Source organism: Nostoc sp. C052, assembly GCF_013393905.1.
In the GTDB taxonomy this organism is placed as follows: Bacteria; Cyanobacteriota; Cyanobacteriia; order Cyanobacteriales; family Nostocaceae; genus Nostoc.
This window is the reverse complement of sequence record NZ_CP040274.1, coordinates 116,480-136,517: the sequence shown is the minus strand read 5'-3', so window position 1 is coordinate 136,517 and position 20,038 is coordinate 116,480. Positions and strand designations below refer to the sequence as shown.

Below are 20,038 nucleotides of genomic sequence, written 5' to 3'. Positions count from 1 at the left end.
TGCTAATTTAAACAGGGGAGTATAAGGTAAAGACGATTGTTAACAAGTCAAACATATACAGCCAAGGTAGAGATAGTTGATAGCGATCGCATCTCTCTAGATCCAAAACACACAAAAAACCGACCACACTACGAAATGGTCATAATAGATGTATTTTTATTAGGTAAAAATTTTAAATATTTGACAATCTGACACTACCAGCAATTTGAAATTAAAGCTAGTAGTTATATGTAAAACTTTCTTAATCTCAAAAGATACATTGTAAGCCTTGCAGCGATTGCTTTTTCCAAGACCGATGGAAGAGTGTTAAGTAAGTGGGCGGAAATAAATCCAACTATATTACGGAACATAAATAGGCTTAAAACTCTTGTCAATGAAAAATAACAAAGGACAAATGACAGCCCCCAATAATCAGTTTTAATTACACTGACCGACTTAGTTATTTGTTCGATGATTGGATTAATTTGAAGTTAAATTAATCAAAAAAATTTTGAAAAATATTTCGGAAGCACCTGTTGAAAAGTCTTGATTTCTCAGGATTTACTACAACACTGAATCAACCCCATATTCAAGCTCAATCAAACTCAACAGCTTCTCCTCCACCGCAGTCAAATACGGTCGCTTCACTTCCCCCAAGTGCTTCAACACAGCACGGGCAGCTTCTTCCAAGCTCTTGTTTTCCCGTAACCGACTGATGCGATCGCTAATCTCCTGCATCTGCTGACATTCCGACTCTAGGTAATTGAGCGGCTTCAAGTGGTCGATCCTGACCGTGTATTCTCCATCCCACATTGTGATTGTGCAACTGAATTCGCCTACATGGTTGACTATGCCCCAGCATCCACCTTTACCTCTGAGTTCTGGGTTATCTTTTGCAAGAATTTGACAGATTTCGCCTAGCTGGTAGGTGTTTGGTACTCTGGTTCGCTCCATTATGCGCTGCACAACATTCTTCACAATCCTACCACTTGGAACTTTACCACCTGCTTCCTCCACTGCCTTCTGCCAAGCTTCTCTTTGTACTTCTGGCTCTAAAGAAGCCAAAGGGCGTACTTGACGTTCATTATTTGGCAAAATTTGTAAACCATTGGTTAACATTTTTGGAGTCTGTAATTCATCCGTAGCTATTTCCTCTTTTTGTAAACCATTGGTTAACAAATTGTCCATGACTGTAGCTGCGGCAATCTTGTAGCTGGCTGCTATCCGCGTGTAACCAAACCTTTGCTTGCAATATTCTTCAAAGGTTTTGTGAGTTGAACGGTACAATTTGCGATCGCGTAATTCCGTTAATGCCTTGCCTGCCTCAAAAAATGCCCTCTCCACTTTCCTCTCTAGGTGCAGGCGATCGCTAATTTCCTGCTCGGTTAACTCTGGAATTTCGACAGCAGTAACAGTGATTGTTGCTGTAGCTGGGTTTTCTTGAGGGGAAATATCCTCTTCTGCAAGGTCATTTGGTAATGTGCTGTCATCAGATGCGGCAGGGGTGTCTTTTTTCCGTCTTCTAGAAGGTGGCTGGTTCATACTTCCACCTCCTTTAATCCGATGCTATTTGTTTTGAGTTGATTGCAACGTAGATATTGGATGTAACTGGCAACTGTATAGACTTAGCCTGCCGCAGGCATTGCTTATAAAATGAGATAGAGGCTAGAGCAAAATGAGGTTTTTCAGCAGGTTCAATCATCACACTGCTTCTTCCTCAAACAAATCTTCAATATCACATTCCAGCACTTTACAAAGTCTTGCTACTTTTGCGAAAGTTTCTGATCCTTTGCCATATTCCCAATTTCTGATTGTCGAAGTATCAACTCCAACTAAATCACCTAGTTGCTTTTGAGTTAATCCTATTTTTTCCCTTAAAGCTGCAATGCCTTTTTTGGGTGCTTCCGTTAAGTTCAACGGAGGTTTGAAAACTTTGATTAGGGCATTTTCTAGCTTTCTGAGTAATTCAGCTTCGGTTCTAATGTACGAGATTTTAACGCCTTCAAGACGACTTAAGGCTTCTAGCTTAGGATGGCTTTTCCATTTCTGCCTTAAATTGTCTGACATACCCACGTACAGCACCGAGTTATCTTTATCGATTGCCAAGTAAACACAAGGCTCATCCGGCAATGAGTTTCTGTCTTCAAGTGCCACAAATGGCAGCTCCCATAAATTAATATCCTCCATATAAACCATAACTTTTTAGCGCTTCCTTTGTAATATACACGCTAATATATTAGCGCTAATAGCTAAAATATTCTTGACAGCGCTAAAAAATTAGCGCATAATAGGAAAAGATAAAGAGAAAGCGCCCTCGACTACCAATCTGAAGCGCTTTCTCTGTTCCTAATAATAAGGAAATTTCATTATGACCCATCCAACCTACACACAGCAAGCCCTTTGCCGTTACAACCTCCCCCGTCTCAAAAGAATCGCTGCCGAATTAGGCATAACACCCACCGGGGACAAAAGAGCATCTGAAACCTGGGTAAACGCAATCATCACCCACCAATCCACCCAGCTTCAGAAAGTTGATAACCAAGCCCTCGCTCAAGCCGAACTCGACAACTACATCGCAACCCAAGCTCAAGCCGTAGCTCCTGAACCACTCAGAATAGTCGAAATCTCCTTTTCTGATCACGAATATTACGCTGGTAATCAACTTATAGCCAGCATTAGCCATGACGACAACCACTTAACGCAACCCTGGGTAGTCATAGTCAACGATACAGAAGTATTCCGTGCCAACACCCCAATGCGTTGCGATCGCTTCATCTGCACGCACTATAAAGACGGCTCATTACCTGTGCAGGAACAACTTGCAACACCCCCCACAACCGAAAACCAAATCATGGCGCATATCTTCAACGAGTGCCAAAATTATGGGTTTGAAATTCTTGATGATGGCATTTACAACAACAAGGGCGTGAAACTGGGGCAAGTCGGATGCACTGACGGGAACTGGTGGGTGAAGAGGCGTTATTCAGTCCAGCAGAAGTATTCTAACTCGGTGCTTGATGCTGTGCGCTCATTATCGATGGTGGACGTGTCTACTGATGGTCAATCCATTTTTGATGAATATTTTTTAGACCAACCTTTAGAACAGCTAACTGGCGATAAATTGCAACGGCTGCTGGAGAGAGCGGAGTTAGTCACAGCGTAAAGAGGCAAGGGGGCAGAGGGGCAGGGGTGCAGAGGGGAAAGAATCTGTACAAATCTTTCCTCCGCTCCTCTGCACCTCTGCTTCATTGTCCCTTCATTCACCAATCAATATGCAACCCACAATCTCAATCCCCCAACACTGGGCATACCCTCGCTTTGCTTTGGATCAGCGTACACAACAGGGCATCATCTTGGGACTTTATTACTATCCCTCTGGTACAGAGTTGGCTGAACAATTTGATGATGGTTGGCGCTATGTACTCATGCCTAACAAGAATTCTGATGAAATATCGTACTTGCAAGAGGAGCAAATCCAACCGCTCTCTCCAGAAGAATTATTCTCAGAAATTACCGCAGAGATTGAGTTTTATCAACAACAGATAAGCATTCTAAACCGACAGTTAACCGTATTAACTAAGGGTGCAAACAATGGCTAATTCTACAGAAAACTTTGACCGTAGAGCCAATCATTTGCTGCGTGTGCTTCAGTTTTGTGGTGGTTGTGTGCCTCTGCACCGTTTGCAATTCCAATTCTCAGATTCAGTTATTCAAACACTGCTGGATAAAGAACTGGTGCAAGTACAGAACACGGGAAGCGGTTTTTTGTTGGAGATTGCCGAGGATTTTTAGGTTATTAATCCCAGAGGACACAATCATGAAACTTTACGCTAAGACGATTCCACAAACTTTACCTGCTTGGGCAACTGTCGTTACGAAAAGTGCAGATTTATTTGAGATTGAAATTAACGATGAACACCCGAATTTCCAATCTCTGCTTGAAGAGTTAGAAACCGAGATTGAGCCAGGAATCAGGGGTGTGAAAGTGGAAGATTTATGTTCCAGGCTTGGCATTGAAATGTCTAACCCCAATCTCTACCCATTACTTGAACAAGCTCAAACTCTGATGTCCCTTATTGCTACGCACCCAGACTACAAAAAACTGTTGGACGAGGGATATAGCCCAGATTTAAACATTGCTGATGCTCAAACTGCACTCACTTATCTGGAATGGGAGCTAGAGCGTAATCGAGAACTTTCAATTTAATACAAAAGCGTTCACCTGAATGAGTGCCGCTTACTCAGATGAACGCACGGAAGTTTTTCTCCCGCTACAGAATTCCCATTCATTATTGCACACAGAACACCAATCAATAAAACTTTAACCGAGGTAAAACATGGTTACTGAAATCAAACTAGGTTTATGCAACCCTCCTGAACCGATTTATCTATATGTCAAAAACGCCGAGTTAGGTGGAGAATCTTACCTGTGGTATCACTACGATATTGACAGGGATAAAACCATTCCTGTTTCCCAAAGAGCATTAACTGGCTATCTGTCTGAACTGCGATTAACCACTAAAGAATTCAAAGGAAAGGACAACCTGAAGCTGGATATTGTCGTGAGTGCAGATGAACTTTATGTTGTCAGGACTGGTGTTGAAACCAATTTCGCCAAAAGCTTTCTTCTCGCTGCCTCATTAGTTCAGGATTTTTCTAAACCACTGATTATCGTTGCGAATGCTGGTGACGAGAATACAGTTTTCTGCAATCTTTACGATGCTGCAAGTAAAAGCAGAATTGAAAGAGAATGGAACAAAAATGCTGATTGGGCAACAATCATTCGTGACATCCAATTTCGCTTAGGTGGCATTCCATCTACACCAAAACTTAGTGTAGTCCCTCAACCAGTACATACACTTGATTTACGAATCAAAAATATTCGTACTTTGCTTGATTATCCACTTGATTTAGTCAAAGAGTGGTTGGAATTTCAGGATGTTGACCGCCCAAGTCTACTTCATACTACCAAGATTAATGAATTGGTAAAAACAATGTGTTTGGCTTGGGCAGCAGACAAGTGTGACCATCCCACTCATGCCGAATCTTTGTATCAAAAGCAAGTGATTGATGCTGTCGCTAATGGTGCGGATGAATTAACGGCAATCAACGCATGGATGCAACAGTTACAAACAGCAAAGACTGGGGCAGGCTGAACCGGAATTTAGAAGTCGGAAGTCAGAATAATTCTGGCTTCTCATTTATTCAAATTACCAAACAGGAATTACCCATGAGAGTCATTGTCACAGTAGTCGAAAAAATCATCAGTGAAGCGCACATTGATATCCCTGATGGGCTGAACCAATCCGCAATTAAACAGCAGATCGTAGACCGCTACAACAGTGGGGAAATGTCCACAGATATGAACATCTTTCAAGTTGACTTTGAATCTATTACTGCTCGGATTGTACAAAGACAGGCAGACACCAATTCTATCTCTTCAGAGAAGGAGGTAATCAGATGAGTATCAAATGGACTGATGAGGAACTCGCAATTATTGAGGCGAAAGCTGAAGTCTATACAGTCAAACAAATAGCTTCAATCCTAAAAAGGCGAGGATATCAACGCACACCTGTTGCAATTTACCTGAAGTTAAACAACTTAGGTTATTCAGCCCGTCCCACTCTTGATAATTATAGCTGCCAGGAAATTGCTCAAGTTCTTCAATTGAATTTCTCAACTGTTACAAGGTGGGTAAAAAGAGGATGGCTCAAAGCTACAACACGCTCTGCCAGACATTACCAAATTCGGAGATGGCATCTTAAGCAGTTTTTTGATAACCCACCACAATCAATCAAAAAACGCATTGCTGCTCTCGATGTTGAAGCGATTAATTACCTATTAGGGAGACGAGCATGATTGACAATATTAATGCCCTGAAAACAAGTTGGTATCTCTCCCCACCTTGGGGTCGAACAATCCCACCGATTGCAGTTAATTTACTGGAGAGAGTTTTCCTACGCACAACAAGAACATTTGGTTACTGCTGCGGTATGCAATGGAAACACGAATGTTGGATTTATTCAATTGATTGCCGTAATGAAATACTCCACGCCACACAAAACCAAATCATCGGGACTGGAGAATTAGAAGTCATCACTGTGCAAAAACCTGCTTTCGTTTTGGGTGAAAGAGTGATCCTCTGTTCTCACGATAGGGGAACAAAACAACGGCTGATTCTGGGGATTGCGCTGGTGCATAAATCTTGGTTTTACCTTGTTGAATTGATGTCGCCAACATTAATTAAGACACCAACTATATCGAATCGTTTCTCGTTAGTTGGTGAAAAAAGTTTAGTGCGAGTAAATGTTTAATTCTTTCTAATTACACAACGAAAAATTATGTCGCAAATTGAAATCAGCCAAATCATCGAACAGATTAAAGAAGAGATTGAGGTTGACGCTAATGGTCAGGCTAAAGCCAGTATTCGAGCAACTGCAAGGCTAGCTGGAGTAGACCACGCTGCAATCATTAATCATCTTCAAAGTGGTGAACTAAAACCAACTAAATTAGCTCAAAGCATTATCATGCAAGGGTTTGAGACTGGTGAACTTCGAGAGTGGAGAACCATTGGTATCCCCGACATTGCGATCGCAATCATCCTAGAGTACTACGCTTACGAGGCTGGGCGATACTGCACTAAACAAGCCAGATTGGTATGCCGTTCATTCAACACCATCGGCATTCGAGCATGGATTCAGGACAAATTGGGCTGGACTAAACCTACCAATCCTTCCGAAACAGCGATGACACAAATACAGTTACTCGCTGCAATCGCTCAACAGATGGCACAGCAAGAACAATATTTATTGGAGCAACAACAGCAACAAACTCAAATCTTGGCGAGACTCAAAGCAGTTGAAGTTGAACAAGATAGGGTGAATACACCATGCGGTCATAAATATAGTGTTGTTGGATTCGCCAATCTTCAAGGTTTAGAAATCTCAGTTAAAGAAGCGGGTACTAAAGGTAGAAAGGCAAGCGCATTATGTCGAAAACAAGGGATAGAAATAGAACGCATTCATGACCCACGTTTTGGAAAAGTCGGTTTGTATCCAGAAAGTATTTTGGTTGAGGTTTTTAAAGCTGAACAGAACTAATAGCAGTCTCAAAATTTGAGAGAACTATCATGCAACAACTCAATTTATTTACGGAATCAGTCCCAGTTTTACCAGTCACCTACTACCCCGATTTCTTAGCTCTTGAACTTGCAAACGAACTCTACCAACACTGCTTGAAACTGGAGTGGCAACAGAATCAAATCAGAATCGCGGGTAAAACAATGCCCGTTCCCCGCCTCGAATGTATTTACGGGGACTACGGCTGCCATTATCTCTACTCCAACAGCGTATTTTTAAAACCCCTGACTTGGACAGATGCTCTGGCTAACTTACGGGACGGAATCACCGCGTTGACTGGTTACAAATTCCGTATTGTCATCGGCAACCAATACCGCAGTGGACAGGATTCAATTGGCTGGCACTCCGACAATGAGCAATCAATGGGTATAAATCCAGCTATCGCATCAGTAAGTCTGGGATCATGTCGCAAGTTTCAAATTAAACCGAGAAATGGCAAACCTACTGATTTTTGGTTGGAACACGGGAGTTTGCTTGTGATGCACCCTGGTTGTCAGTCTACTCATCTGCATCAGGTTCCAAAGACCAACAAAGTCGTCAGCACGCGAATTAATCTCACATTCCGACCACACACAGGAGGCAGGAAATAACGCTGTAGCTGGCTATTGAGGATTTCATAGCCAGCACAAGCTCTTCACTTCAATTTTAACCGGCGGCATGGGTGCAATGCCGCTTCATTTCCATGCGTCAAAAAACAGAGGAAATATGCGTATAATCGAATCTGATTCTCATGCTAAACATCAACAAGAATGGCTCAACAGTGGAGTTGACGAAGAAATCATTGCTCTGAATGTGCGTTCACTCTACGGCACAACACCTTACGAATATCTGCTCTACAGTCCCAAAATCTCCCGTCGTAACGATGGGCGGCTCAGAGACAGGGACTTGAAGAAATACCAGCACATTGAATTAGGCGGCTGGTGGTGCAGTGGTGTTGACCCGCTCAACAACTACATCAGTATGATGTGGGGCTGTTTCAAACCTGACCATCCCCGAAGAGATCGCCAAAAAATCCACAAGTTTATCAAATACGAGCATCCTTACAGGGAAGAAACACGCGCTTTCTTCCTTTTAGTACCAAATCGCATCTGGGTGAAAGTCTCCAATCGTAGCGGCATCCCCATCACAGAAGAAGACTTACAGCATCCTGGTGGTTTCTGGCACTGGGTTTGGAAGCATAATGTACCAGTGACAATCGTGGAAGGTGTCAAAAAAGCGGGGGCGTTACTAACTGCTGGTTATACTGCGATCGCAATTCCTGGGGTTAACGCTGGATACCGCACACCCCATGATGAGTACGGTACTGCCATCGGTAAGCCATTCCTCATCCCCGACTTGAAACATTTTGCAACACAGGGGAGACAGGTTAATATTTGCTTTGACCAGGACAATAAACCCGAAACTTTACAGCGAGTCAGAACCGCTATCAGTCGCATGGGACGGCTGCTGGTAAATGAAGGCTGTTCGCTGCGGGTGATTGATTTACCATTAGGTGCAGAGAAAGGGGTTGATGATTTTATCTATGCCTTGGGGAAGGAAGCCTTTGACGCACTCTACAACACAGCCGTTGCACTGGAATTGTGGGAAATCAAGCTGTTTACGCTGCTGACTTATCCTCCAGTGATCGCTCTCAACCAAAGATTCCTCGGACAGCTTCTTGTACCTGAAGGTGAAAAACTCATCATTCTCAAAGCCCCCAAGGGAACCGGTAAAACCGAATGGCTGGCAACTGAGGTGGCAAAAGCACACGACCAAGAGAGACGGGTATTAATCATTACCCATCGCATCCAGCTAGGTGAGGCGTTGTGTAATCGCTTTGGTGTTAACTATGTTACTGAAGTCCATACCTCAGAAACAGGCACATTATTAGGATACGGGGTGTGCGTTGATTCACTACATCACGAAAGCCAGGCGCGATTCAATCCCAATGACTGGGCGAATGATGTCATTATTATTGATGAGTGTGACCAAGTATTCTGGCATTTGCTCAACTCTGGTACGGAAGTGCAAAAACGTCGGGTGTCCGTTCTCAAAAATCTCAAACAACTGGTACAGAACGTTTTGGGCAGCAGCCAGGGAAAGATTTATCTCTCAAGCGCTGATGTTTCTGACACTGATGTAAAGTATGTTTTATCACTCGCTGGGGAATATCGAGTTAACCCGTTCGTCATCGTCAACAATTATCGCCACGTAGCTGGAAACTGTTACAACTATTCTGGCAGTAATCCGAAGAATTTGATTGCAGCATTGGACAAAGCCATTGCCAAAGGTGGGCATCATCTATTATGCTGCTCTGCTCAAAAAGCCAAGTCCAAATGGGGAACGCAAGCTTTGGAAGAACGCTTTCACCGCAAATTCCCACATCTGCGAATCCTGAGAATTGACAGCGAATCTGTTGCTGATCCATCTCATGCGGCTTTTGGTTGTATCGCTCACCTGAACGAAATTCTCACCCAATACGATTTGGTTATCGCCTCTCCAAGTTTAGAAACTGGCGTATCCATCGACATTCGAGGACATTTCAGTGCTGTTTGGGGAATATTTCAGGGAGTGCAGCCGGTTAACTCCGTGCGTCAGATGTTGGCAAGGGTTAGGGAAACTGTTGACCGCCACATTTGGGTGAGAGAATGGGGGATGTCGGTTGTGGGCAATGGTTCCACAACGATAGGAGGATTGCTCAGAAGTCAGCACGTCGCAACACAAGCGAACATTGCGCTGTTGTCGGCGGCGGATAATGACGATTACAGCTTTGTTGACCAGAACTTCCAGCCCGAATCTTTGCAGACTTGGGGTAAGCGTGGTTCTGTGATTAACGTCGAAATGCGGCGCTATCGAGAGTCTGTGCTTGCGGGTTTGCTCGAAGATGGGTACACCGTTATTGATGCCGACGATGCTGATGATGATGAGAGTGGGGCAGTAATCGAGTCGGTTAAAGTGGCATCTGTTGAATTGTATGCTGCGGAGTGTAAAGCGATCGCGGATTCTCCAACCATCTCTGATGCCGAACTCAAAAAGCTGCAAGACACAAGAGCGAAAACGAAAACCGAACGACATCAGCAACGCAAGGCGGAATTATCCCGTCGCTACGAAATTGACGTGACCCCTGATTTGGTCGAGAAAGATGACGATGGGTGGTATCCTCAACTGCGGATGCATTACTATTTGACGCTGGGGCGAGAATTTCTGACTAACCGTGATACTAAACGAGCTAAGGCGCAGTTGGAATTAGGGGAGAATTCGATTTGGAAACCAGATTTTAACAAAGGGCAGTTATTACCTGCTGTGTTGTTACTCGAAAATCTCAATCTGTTGCAGTTTCTTACACCAGATGTTCAGCTACGTGGCAGTGACGAGAAGATGGTGGAGTTTAAAGCCCTGGCTGTAAAGCATCGGCACGTTATCAAGAATTACTTGAATGTCAGTATCTCAGAAAAACTTACTTCCATAGCGATCGCTCAGAAATTACTTGCCAAGATTGATTTGAAGTTGGATTATATTGGTCGGTTGGGTAAGCGTGAAAACCGGGAGTGCGTTTATCAGTTTGTTGCCCCTGATGATCAGCGCAATTCAATTTTTGGGCAGTGGTTAAATCGAGATGAATTATTTCTTAGTGAGTCGGTGTCAGTCACGAATAATATAAGTACAACTACACCAGTAACTGACACAACATCACTATCCATATCCCACAATACTGAAGTGGTGTCAGGCACTAATAATATAGTCTTTGCAACACCACTCAGTGACACAGCACTACATACCCCAGAAAATATTACGATTCTTGGATGGAAGGGGCTAAAGCTGAAATTGCAGCAAGGTTTGGACAGCGCTGGTCGGTTTTACACAGAGCTTGTCTCCCAAGTTGGCTCGGCTGTCGGTGTTGCTGATGGTGAGCCTTACTGGAATGGGTATTTGGGGCAATGGCAGATTGCTGTTAACTTTGCTTCGGGGTGTAAGTCTGTACTGTGCGATTGGTTGATAGTGGTTTAATTGTAGATACATTTGGAAGGAGATTCCACAATTAAATGAGTCGTCAATTCATATCTTCGGGTTCTATCTTTGAGCAAGAAATTGGTTATTCTAGAGCCGTTATTGATGGAGACTGGGTTTTTGTTTCTGGGACCACAGGTTTTGATTACAGTTCGATGACCATATCTGATGATGTTGTAAAACAAACAGAGCAGTGTTTTAAAAATATTAATGCTGCACTAACAGAGGCAGGACTGGTAATGCAGGATATAGTGCGAGTTCGTTACATTTTACCCATTCGAGAAGACTTTGAACAAAGCTGGCCAGTAATTCGTAGATATTTAGGAGATGTCAGACCGGCAGCAACAATGATTGTTGCAGGGCTTTCAGATCCGAGAATGCGGATTGAGATAGAGGTGACAGCAAAAAAAACTAGGGGCTAGGTTTGAGGAGCAATTTTATTACAAATTACCTAACTTCTTGGCTACTCGTATTGCTGAGAAACACACCCTTGTGTTTGAGTTCGGAGAAACGATACAACGGGAAGAGTGGTTTCTACCTACCTTGGGAAACAATTAATTTAGTAGGCAACTGTTAAACGGTGATGGATATATTGGGGGGTTTCAACTTCATTGACGAAGGCGATCGCAAAATCCTCAGCCGAAATTCGGCTTTCACCCTTTTCGTTGGTCAGCAAGCGGTCAGCCCCAACTTGAAATTTGCCAGTTCGTTCCCCTGGTGCAATCTCAGCCGCTGGACAGACAAACGTCCAATCTAAATCGGAAGTTTTGTAGAGATTATATGCCTGGCGATGAACAAGGCCCAGAGGGCGGTACTCCTCAAAAAAATTGGGGCTATCGACAAATTCAACCCCTGGTTCAACCTCAAGAACACCTGCCCCACCGACAACAACTAAGCGACGAATTCCAACCTGTGATAAACCCTCAATCAGAGAACGAGCCGCGTCTGCAATCACTTCTACTGAAGAACCACTCGTCCCGATCGCACTCAGCACTGCATCATGACCTTTAACAACATCAACGACGCTGGTAGGATCGAGGGCATTACCAGCAATAATCGTCAGGTTTTGATGGGAAATAGAAAATCGGGATGGATCTCTGGTAATGGCAGTTACCTGATGTGCCCGTGACAATGCTTCATCAACAATCCGACTTCCGATCATGCCAGTTGGACCAAATATTACCAGTTTCACCGCCTTCCTCCTGTGCTAGTCAAACGAAATTCTCAACATTTAAAAGAGTTTGTATTCGAGCAAGATAAACAGCGACGACTGCCAATGCTTTACTGTACAGCATTCCCTAATCAGTTTCGGTTGGTGGTGTAATTGTTGCCCAGCGCTCGACAATTTTACCGTCTGACAGTTTCCAAAGCACAAAACCTTTGAATTCAATCTTCTTGCCCGTAGAAGAATCGGTTCCACGCCAAACGTTCCTGACCATAACTTTGTCGCCTTCAGCAATGGCATCCTCCACTGTCACATGTATATCGGGATACTTAATGTAGACATTTTCCATCATCCGTTTAGCAGGTTCGGGACCGACCGATTCTCCATCTGGTTCATCGTGGTCTACAAAATCAGTTGCAAAATTCTGGTACGCAACAGCAGAGTTTTTGCGGTTCACAAATTCCTCAAAATGATTGCGGATGAATCTCTTATTTTGTTCTAACCTTTGTTCTGTAGACATCAAAGTGATTCCTTTACTACAAAACCTGTAGTGTTTAACAGCACTCATCCTACCACACTCAATACTGCTCGGATAAGCAGGGGAGGCTGGCGTTGCAGGGGAGGCTCTTGAGACAGAGGAAGAGGAAGAAATAAGTGTATAAGCAATATCTTTTAGTAGTAAAAAATACACATTTTGTCTCTATACTCCCTCTGCTCCCCTGCTTTCTCTGCTCAAGAGCCTATTTCACAAGGATCTCACTTTTTCGCGTTGCTCCCGGTTTGGGTTAACTTTGCTACCGGCTGTAAATCGGTGGTGTGTGATTGGTTAGTTGCGGTATAGGTGAATGGCACTAAGAAAAGCTCTAAGCTATGCGGGATAGGAACTACAGATTTTAAAGCTATTGAACAGTGAAGGTTCAGGGATGGGATAGGCAATTGTCCTTGATGTTGCGATCGCCAGCGAGAAAAGTGGGTACGCCATCGCTGTGCCTGACAAAGACAGTGGAGTTAAATGTACCTAGCGTGGCAAAACTAGCTAGAGCAAAAACTTAAACGTAGTAAATTCGTTATTATTGAAAATTTTGGTTTACCTATTTACGCCTATTTCAATTATGAAAAAGCTACTCTAGCAAGTTTTACCACTCTAGAAATGTACTGATTGTCCAAAAATTTTTTTTAGGTAGGAAAAGCTTACTCGTTCATGAAATACTTTCCTTGATACGAGCAAGCCAACATCATAAATACTACTGTGACACTACGAGTACAAATCCTCAAGGATAAATTTAGCCAGAGTTTGGGGCTACCTTTCAAAGAACTGTTACCATCATCTGTAATTGAACAAGCACTCTCGGAGCTAAAAATTAGATACTATAGGCGATTATTTGATCCAATAGTAACGCTTTGGGCGTTTTTATCTCAAGTTTTAGATCCTGATAAAAGTTGTCATAATGCAGTGAGCAAAGCCATTGCTTATTTGGCAGAACAAGGTGTAGAAATTCCATCATCTGACACGAGTGCTTATTGTCAAGCTAGGTCTAGATTACCAGAAAAGTTTTTAGAAAACCTTTTTAGTCAGGTTGGGAAAAGCTTAGAAGAAAAGGTAGAAATAGAGCATTTATGGTGTGGAAGAAATGTGAAAGTAATCGATGGGTCTACGGTATCGATGCCAGACACTCTAGATAACCAATCATGCTACCCTCAACCCTCTACTCAAGCATCTGGATGTGGATTCCCAATTGCGAAAATCGGTGTGATATTCAGTTTAGCGACTGGAGCCGCTATTGCACTGTGCATAGATATTCTGAACACGCATGATATTAAATTAGCTAGAAATTTATATCAATTTCTTAATCCATTGGATATCCTTTTAGGGGATAGAGCATTTTGTGCTTATGCTGATTTGGTTTCTATTAAAAATAGAAATTGTGATGCAGTTTTTCGGAAACACCAAGCTCGAAAAACCACGATGCGAAAAGGTAAAATAATTGGCTCAAGTGACAAGTTAGTAACTTGGCAGAAACCTAAAAAATGCCCAAAGGGATTGAGTAAAGATGAATTTAATGCTTTACCTTCAACCATAACTGTACGAGAGATATATTATTATATTGTTGTTCCTGGCTTTCGCACTGAACAAGTTAGCTTAATTACTACTCTCTTAGACACAACAGCTTATTCTACTCTAGATATTGTTGGGCTTTATGGTCAACGTTGGGACGTTGAACTAGATTTAAGGCATCTTAAAACTACTCTGGGAATGGATATTTTGCGCTGTAAAACTCCCTCAATGGTACGTAAAGAAATTTACGTTTATTTGCTAGCTTACAATCTACTTCGTGGTTTGATGTGGTCGGCAGGTACTACTTACACGACTTCTCCGTTACGCCTGTCACTGCAAGGTACTCGCCATCATTTAAATAACTTTATTCCCGAATTATTAGCCGCAACTTCAACAAAACGTCTTAAAATTTATCGTACTTTACTCAAAGTTATCGCTCACAAGGCTGTTCCTGACCGTCCTGCTAGAAACGAACCACGAGTCCGTAAACGTCGCCCAAAAGCTTACCCCTTAATGACGAAACCCCGGTATGAATTAAGAAAGCAGTTGCAAACCGCTTAATACACAAGCGTTTCGGCTTTTCTTAGTGCCATTCCGGTATAGGTAAAGTTGTGATGTCCTGATGTTAAGGGATTAGGCAAATTTTACCTAAAGAACCTGGCTGCTCAATTGCGTGATGGGCGCGTGCTGCTTCTGCCAATGGAATCTCTTGGTCAACAATCAAACGTAATGAACCCTTGGACAAACTTTGATAAAGAGCAGCATGAATATTTTCATTCGTCTGATTATCCATAAGCGACAACCGCACGCCAATAATGCTGATTCCTAATCCAATAATTGCTACTGGATCGACTGCTACATTCTCTCCACCACCAATAACAATAATCCGTCCCCCTGGATTCATCAGACTGATATCTTTTGTGAGATTTGTACCCGCAGCCATTTCTAGAATTATATCGATGCCATTTGCTACTTCTCGAATCTGGCTCAGATAGTCCGGCTGTCGATGATTAAAAACATAATGTGCGCTCAAACTTTTGACTAATTCTATTCCGGCAACTGAGCCAGCAGTTCCAATGACTGTCAATCCTGCCTCTATTGCCAGTTGAACCGCCGCGCTGCCTACACTACCACTTGCTCCATGCACTAGTACCACTTCTTTGGCTGTGGCTTTTGCCAATATAAACAGAGAATAATAGGCAGTACGACAGGGAATATTGATACAGGTTCCTTCGGGAAACGAAATATTTTCCGGTAGTGGATAGACTTGTGTTTCATAACACAGTGCTAGTTCAGCATAAGAACCTGTTAAAGGCTGAACATATACACGATCCCCTACCTTGACTTTTGTGACTCTCTCTCCCACCAACTCTATAATTCCAGCAGCATCGTTACCTGGTGTATAGGGTAATGTTGGTGTGTAATCTCCAATATTAGCTCCAGATCGAAGGTAAGTATCTAATGGATTAGCACCCGCAGCCTGAACTCGAATCAAAACTTGGTTCACTGCCACAATTGGATCGGGAACATCTTCAATTTGCATCACTTCTGGAGAGCCGAATCGATGAACCCTAATTGCCTTCATAATTTTATCTTTATTATGATTAACTGAAGTTTCTACATTCATACCAGAATTGTGTTTCCTTAACATTAAGTCAAATTTAAATCTTTATAAAAAATCAGCTGAACAACTCAGTGATTCTTGGTGGGGTTCCTGGTTATCGCCAGAGGCTTATAAAATTAACATAGCCTTAACGTAAATACTTCAAATTTGATCTATTCTAGATTCCACAATTTATCATTCTGGATCGCAGCGATATTTACGAAAAAGATAAGGTTCAAAGCCGTACTTAGTCCCGCTACGCGCTAACGCCTAGCCTATAAGTGGCGCGATAGCTCCCTTGCTCCCTCGCTTCCTTAGTTGAGAGCAACAACCGCAAGTGGCGTGGTTTTTCTCCTCTACCCCTCTGCTCCCCTGCACCTCTGCTCCTCTGCTTTTTCACGGTTTTGATTGTCGAGCAACGTAACAGATTAACAATCCCTTTACAATCAACAAGTTGATTGCAATGTCATTAAGGAATTGGAATGACGATGAATATGGCTCAAGATCATGCAAATGCTCTAGACGTGCTGATTATTGGCGCAGGCCCAGTTGGACTGACACTTGCTTGTGAATTGTCTCGCTACGGCATTTCCTGTCGCATTATCGATCGAGATTCTGGGACTAAATCCATTTCCAAAGCATTAATCCTCCATGTCCGCACTCAGGAAGTGTTTGATGCAATGGGGGCGATCGCGGCGGAAAAAGCAGTCAGTGTTCCTCTACGACGTATCAGTTTACATGCCTATGGCAAGTTAATTGGACATTTGCATTCTGATACGATCGATAGTCCTCACCCTCACCCGATTATTCTGGGACAGGATAGAACCGAACATGTACTGGAAGAGCATCTGCATAGTTTTGGGGTCAAAGTGGAGTGGCAAGTAGAGGCAATCGATGTTGAGCAGAATGAGGCCGGAGTTTCTGTAAAGCTGCGCCATGCTGATGGCAGCGAAGAGGTTGCTCGCGCAAAATACCTGGTTGGTTGCGATGGTGCCCATAGTATTGTTCGCAAGCGGCTGGGCTTAAGCTTTGAAGGGGCCAAATACGAAAACGAGCAGTTCATTCAAACCGATGCCAAGATTCGCTGGACGCTACCCAAAGGCACCAGCTATCTGTTCCTGACTCCATTCGGATACATGATGGTAATTGAAATGCCCGACGACATCGTGCGGGTGTTCATTTCCCTAGCTGATCCTGACCCCAGCAACGAAACACCACCGACCTTACAGGAAGTGCAAGATGCGTTGAATCAGCTCGGAGGTGTAGAAGCCGAACTTTACGAGCCTGTATGGCTGGCGCGGTATCGCACCTCTCATCGCCGTGCCGATCGCTTCCGCCAAGGGCGGATTTTTGTCGCTGGAGATGCCGGACATATTCACGTTCCATTAGGTGGACAGGGCATGAATACAGGCATTCAGGATGCCTTCAACCTCGCTTGGAAACTAGCATATACTCTGCAAAGCAAAGCTACTCCTGATTTGCTGGATACCTACAATGCCGAGCGAGTTCCGGTCGCAGAAGCTTTATTGGCAGGCACTGACAAAGGATATCGCATTATTTTGCACCCAAATGAGTTGAAACAGAATGCAGTGCGGCTATTTGGCCCATTCATTGTCGGTCAGGAGTCGATTCGGACAAAAATCCTGCATACCTTAGAAGAAGTAGACATCAGCTACAAAGACACCAGCCCGATCTCCGAGGATCACGGTGGCAGCAATGGACCGACGGCAGGCGAGCGCGCTCTTAGTGCCCCGATTGTTCGCCTTGCCAACAAAGAAACTGTAGAGCTATTTGAGATTTTTCGGGGAACTCACTGGACATTACTACTATTTAGCGGGCAGAAAGCGACTGATGAAATTTACCAGCAATTTGCTGTTGTGGGGCGAACCATCAGTGAAAAGTACAGTCAAGTTGTCAGATCCCATCTGGTTGTCAATGCGATGAAGGAGCCGCCAACTCTATGTTGGGATGGTTCTACGTTGATGGATAGTGAAGGTGATCTACATGACAAATATGGCGTGTCTTCTGCCTGTCTTTACCTGATTCGCCCTGACTGGTATGTCGGGTTCCGCAGTCGCTTAATAGAGAGCGATCATCTAATGGACTATCTCAGTAAAATTTTCGGACTGTAATTTGTTACGGCAGTGGAGTCAATGGTACGCTTGTGCGCGTTATTTGCTCAGGCTTGCGGGGGGAGTAGATTCTTCGAGGATGGTTCTTGGTTATCGCCCGAAGCTTATCAATCTATCTTGAGACAAAGCAAACGCTCATTGCCTTGGGATGTCCGCAGACGGGAGCAAATACGAGGAAGTCAGGGGTGCGATTCGTTGGCTAGAAATCAAGCCCATTATGGGTTGTGAAGGATTAGCCGCAGGGCTACCCTGACAACTTAATGCCTTGGCCATCATGTCAATATTAGATATTATCGACGATCGCTAGTCAACATAGATTACAGTTTTCCCTACACCTCCTACTCTCTTTCGTCCAATTTCATTCATATTTTGCTCCCGCTCAAGTGTGTCGCTCGATTAATATGGAGTGCTAGTGCCTTCGATGAACTCAGGGGGCAACACATCACTAAACAATAATTGCTGTAACTCGACACCTTCGGGACGGCTCCAATCCTTAACCAATTCAGCAATTATTGTGATCGTAGTAGTTAGCACAACTCCAGCATCATGCATCCGCTGCCGTGCTAAATCTTCCGAGAGATGGAATGGTGAACCAGAAGCATCCATCACTGCTTGAACATTATAGCCTTCACGCACTGCCCTAATCGCTGGAAAAACTAAGCAAACATCCGTAGTTATGCCAGCCATAATTAAATTAGTACGATTCGTATCTTTGACTGCTTTGACAAAATTCTCATCGTCCCAAGCATTTACAATACCTGCACGTTTAACTCTTACCTCATAAGCTTCTCTTAGCAATTCTGCTAAAGTAGTCATTAGCTTTCCTTGAAACCGATCCTCTTGGCTACTTGTCAAAACCACAGGTATGTTAAGCACCTTTGCCACTTTTGCAAGTGCAAGAGTATTCTTTTCTACCTCTGTCAGAGGTAAGTTTTTGATCAGCTTCATCGTCCCAACTTGATGGTCAATCAGAAGCATGGCCGAGTTTTCTTGAGTGAAATCAGAATATTTCATTGTGTTGTTTTCCTCTCTTATTGTCTGTCATGAACACAAACAGTTAATATCTTTAGTGAAAGGCTTTTGACTGTCTCCTCAAGTGAATCTGAATACACTCGACTGATGCGATCCCCTGAGTGGTCAGTGATGGTTTGCTTTGACTCATTCAAAATGAGTCAACATCATCTTAACAAGTACTTACCGTTGGCTCATTTTTGAGGAATTAGAGCTAAAAATACGCTTATTTGTCTCTTTACTCCCCCTGCTCCCCTGCTCAATAACAGCCTATTTCACGAGGATCTCACTTTTTCCCGTTGCTCCCCTCTAATATTAGATGGGGCGGCTCAAAGTCGTTTGAACTTTTTCTGGAGAAATTTCAATGACCATTTCAATGTATCAAGCTTTAATACCCGTGTCTATTCGCGCACTGAATAATCTTATAAACATTCTTGAAAAAGGTGCTGCTTATGCTGAAACTAAAAAAATAGATCCGAATGTCTTGATTAATAGTCGTCTATCCCCAGATATGTTTCCATTATCAAAACAAGTGCAAATTGCCTCTGACACAGTAAATAGAGGTGCTGCACGGTTAGCAGGAATAGAACCACCTAAATTCGAGGACAATGAAACTACATTTGGTCAACTTATTGACCGCATTAAAAAAACTATTTCTCATTTAAATACTTTTAAACCTGAGCAAATTGACGGTTCAGAAGAGAGAGAAATTACCCTACAAATGCGTGACAACACTCTCTCTTTTCAAGGAATGCCATTTCTGCTATATTTTGTTTTACCAAACCTTTATTTCCATGTCACAACAGCGTATGACATTCTTAGGCACTGTGGTGTAGAACTTGGCAAAGGAGACTTTCTTGGTCAGCCTTAATCAGAGTAATATCTAACGCAATTTTTTCGAGATTTTCCGATCTTGCTTGGGTTAATAAAAAATAGACTTCTTCACTTCTTGGCATTGTGGGGAAA

At 43.2% G+C, this 20,038-nt stretch carries 23 protein-coding genes; 17 read left to right on the top strand and 6 right to left on the bottom strand.

Annotated features, from left to right (window positions below):
- The first annotated feature begins 36 nt into the window (after window positions 1-36).
- A complete protein-coding gene (locus tag FD723_RS35310) occupies window positions 37-192 on the top strand; it encodes a hypothetical protein (RefSeq protein WP_179069889.1) in 156 nt (51 codons plus the stop codon).
- A 351-nt stretch (window positions 193-543) separates the two neighbouring features.
- Here the strand turns inward: FD723_RS35310 and FD723_RS35305 are convergent, their stop codons facing one another.
- Together FD723_RS35305 and FD723_RS35300 are read right to left on the bottom strand one after the other, a co-directional pair.
- The gene (locus FD723_RS35305) at window positions 544-1,521 is read right to left on the bottom strand and encodes a hypothetical protein (protein ID WP_179069888.1); all 978 of its coding nucleotides are present in this window, start codon (window positions 1,519-1,521) and stop codon (window positions 544-546) included.
- Window positions 1,522-1,680: 159 nt separating this feature from the next.
- Window positions 1,681-2,133 (bottom strand): helix-turn-helix domain-containing protein, encoded by a 453-nt coding sequence (locus FD723_RS35300; protein WP_225912893.1) that lies wholly within the window; start codon window positions 2,131-2,133, stop codon window positions 1,681-1,683.
- Window positions 2,134-2,347: 214 nt separating this feature from the next.
- Here FD723_RS35300 and FD723_RS35295 point away from each other — a divergent pair, with 214 nt between their 5' ends.
- The 12 genes from FD723_RS35295 to FD723_RS35240 all read left to right on the top strand — a co-directional run bounded on the left by FD723_RS35295 (window position 2,348) and on the right by FD723_RS35240 (window position 11,527).
- Complete coding sequence (locus FD723_RS35295; RefSeq protein WP_179069887.1) at window positions 2,348-3,142, top strand: hypothetical protein; 795 nt, start codon at window positions 2,348-2,350, stop codon at window positions 3,140-3,142.
- 109 nt (window positions 3,143-3,251) lie between these two features.
- Entirely contained in the window at window positions 3,252-3,578 is a 327-nt protein-coding gene (locus FD723_RS35290) for a hypothetical protein (protein WP_179069886.1), read from the top strand.
- Window positions 3,571-3,771, top strand: coding sequence for a hypothetical protein (locus FD723_RS35285; RefSeq protein ID WP_179069885.1), 201 nt, complete (start codon window positions 3,571-3,573; stop codon window positions 3,769-3,771). Before FD723_RS35290 ends, FD723_RS35285 begins: the two co-directional genes overlap by 8 nt.
- 25 nt (window positions 3,772-3,796) lie before the next feature.
- A complete protein-coding gene (locus FD723_RS43490) occupies window positions 3,797-4,186 on the top strand; it encodes a hypothetical protein (RefSeq protein WP_256875348.1) in 390 nt (129 codons plus the stop codon).
- 130 nt (window positions 4,187-4,316) lie between these two features.
- Window positions 4,317-5,135, top strand: a complete 819-nt coding sequence (locus FD723_RS35275; protein ID WP_179069884.1) for a hypothetical protein — start codon at window positions 4,317-4,319, stop codon at window positions 5,133-5,135.
- Window positions 5,093-5,443: a hypothetical protein gene (locus tag FD723_RS35270; RefSeq protein ID WP_256875347.1), complete on the top strand. Its 351-nt coding sequence runs from the start codon at window positions 5,093-5,095 to the stop codon at window positions 5,441-5,443. The genes FD723_RS35275 and FD723_RS35270 overlap by 43 nt, the downstream gene beginning before the upstream one ends.
- Window positions 5,440-5,838, top strand: a complete 399-nt coding sequence (locus FD723_RS35265; RefSeq protein ID WP_256875346.1) for a hypothetical protein — start codon at window positions 5,440-5,442, stop codon at window positions 5,836-5,838. Before FD723_RS35270 ends, FD723_RS35265 begins: the two co-directional genes overlap by 4 nt.
- A complete protein-coding gene (locus FD723_RS35260; RefSeq protein ID WP_179069883.1) occupies window positions 5,835-6,293 on the top strand; it encodes a DUF1392 domain-containing protein in 459 nt (152 codons plus the stop codon). Before FD723_RS35265 ends, FD723_RS35260 begins: the two co-directional genes overlap by 4 nt.
- Before the next feature lie 27 nt (window positions 6,294-6,320).
- Window positions 6,321-7,079: a hypothetical protein gene (locus FD723_RS35255; RefSeq protein ID WP_179069882.1), complete on the top strand. Its 759-nt coding sequence runs from the start codon at window positions 6,321-6,323 to the stop codon at window positions 7,077-7,079.
- Between the two features lie 29 nt (window positions 7,080-7,108).
- The gene (locus FD723_RS35250) at window positions 7,109-7,708 is read left to right on the top strand and encodes an alpha-ketoglutarate-dependent dioxygenase AlkB (RefSeq protein ID WP_179069881.1); all 600 of its coding nucleotides are present in this window, start codon (window positions 7,109-7,111) and stop codon (window positions 7,706-7,708) included.
- Window positions 7,709-7,823: 115 nt separating this feature from the next.
- Window positions 7,824-11,105, top strand: a complete 3,282-nt coding sequence (locus FD723_RS35245) for a plasmid replication protein, CyRepA1 family (protein ID WP_179069880.1) — start codon at window positions 7,824-7,826, stop codon at window positions 11,103-11,105.
- A 35-nt stretch (window positions 11,106-11,140) separates the two neighbouring features.
- Complete coding sequence (locus tag FD723_RS35240; RefSeq protein ID WP_179069879.1) at window positions 11,141-11,527, top strand: RidA family protein; 387 nt, start codon at window positions 11,141-11,143, stop codon at window positions 11,525-11,527.
- Between the two features lie 137 nt (window positions 11,528-11,664).
- Here the strand turns inward: FD723_RS35240 and FD723_RS35235 are convergent, their stop codons facing one another.
- Together FD723_RS35235 and FD723_RS35230 are read right to left on the bottom strand one after the other, a co-directional pair.
- The gene (locus FD723_RS35235) at window positions 11,665-12,297 is read right to left on the bottom strand and encodes an NAD(P)-dependent oxidoreductase (RefSeq protein ID WP_179069878.1); all 633 of its coding nucleotides are present in this window, start codon (window positions 12,295-12,297) and stop codon (window positions 11,665-11,667) included.
- A 106-nt stretch (window positions 12,298-12,403) separates the two neighbouring features.
- Complete coding sequence (locus FD723_RS35230) at window positions 12,404-12,790, bottom strand: ester cyclase (protein ID WP_179069877.1); 387 nt, start codon at window positions 12,788-12,790, stop codon at window positions 12,404-12,406.
- Window positions 12,791-13,179: 389 nt separating this feature from the next.
- Between FD723_RS35230 and FD723_RS35225 the strand changes: the two genes are divergently transcribed.
- The gene (locus tag FD723_RS35225) at window positions 13,180-13,323 is read left to right on the top strand and encodes a hypothetical protein (protein WP_179069876.1); all 144 of its coding nucleotides are present in this window, start codon (window positions 13,180-13,182) and stop codon (window positions 13,321-13,323) included.
- Between the two features lie 196 nt (window positions 13,324-13,519).
- Window positions 13,520-14,887, top strand: a complete 1,368-nt coding sequence (locus tag FD723_RS35220; protein ID WP_179069875.1) for an IS4 family transposase — start codon at window positions 13,520-13,522, stop codon at window positions 14,885-14,887.
- A gap of 64 nt (window positions 14,888-14,951) precedes the next feature.
- Here the strand turns inward: FD723_RS35220 and FD723_RS35215 are convergent, their stop codons facing one another.
- Window positions 14,952-15,953, bottom strand: coding sequence for an NADPH:quinone reductase (locus tag FD723_RS35215; protein ID WP_256875345.1), 1,002 nt, complete (start codon window positions 15,951-15,953; stop codon window positions 14,952-14,954).
- 458 nt (window positions 15,954-16,411) lie between these two features.
- On the opposite strand from FD723_RS35215, the gene FD723_RS35210 reads away from it, so the two are divergent.
- The gene (locus FD723_RS35210) at window positions 16,412-18,061 is read left to right on the top strand and encodes an FAD-dependent monooxygenase (RefSeq protein WP_179069874.1); all 1,650 of its coding nucleotides are present in this window, start codon (window positions 16,412-16,414) and stop codon (window positions 18,059-18,061) included.
- A gap of 396 nt (window positions 18,062-18,457) precedes the next feature.
- Here FD723_RS35210 and FD723_RS35205 read toward each other — a convergent pair whose 3' ends face one another.
- A complete protein-coding gene (locus FD723_RS35205; protein ID WP_179069873.1) occupies window positions 18,458-19,075 on the bottom strand; it encodes an isochorismatase family protein in 618 nt (205 codons plus the stop codon).
- A 361-nt stretch (window positions 19,076-19,436) separates the two neighbouring features.
- On the opposite strand from FD723_RS35205, the gene FD723_RS35200 reads away from it, so the two are divergent.
- Entirely contained in the window at window positions 19,437-19,943 is a 507-nt protein-coding gene (locus FD723_RS35200) for a DUF1993 family protein (RefSeq protein ID WP_179069872.1), read from the top strand.
- The last annotated feature ends 95 nt before the right edge of the window (window positions 19,944-20,038 follow it).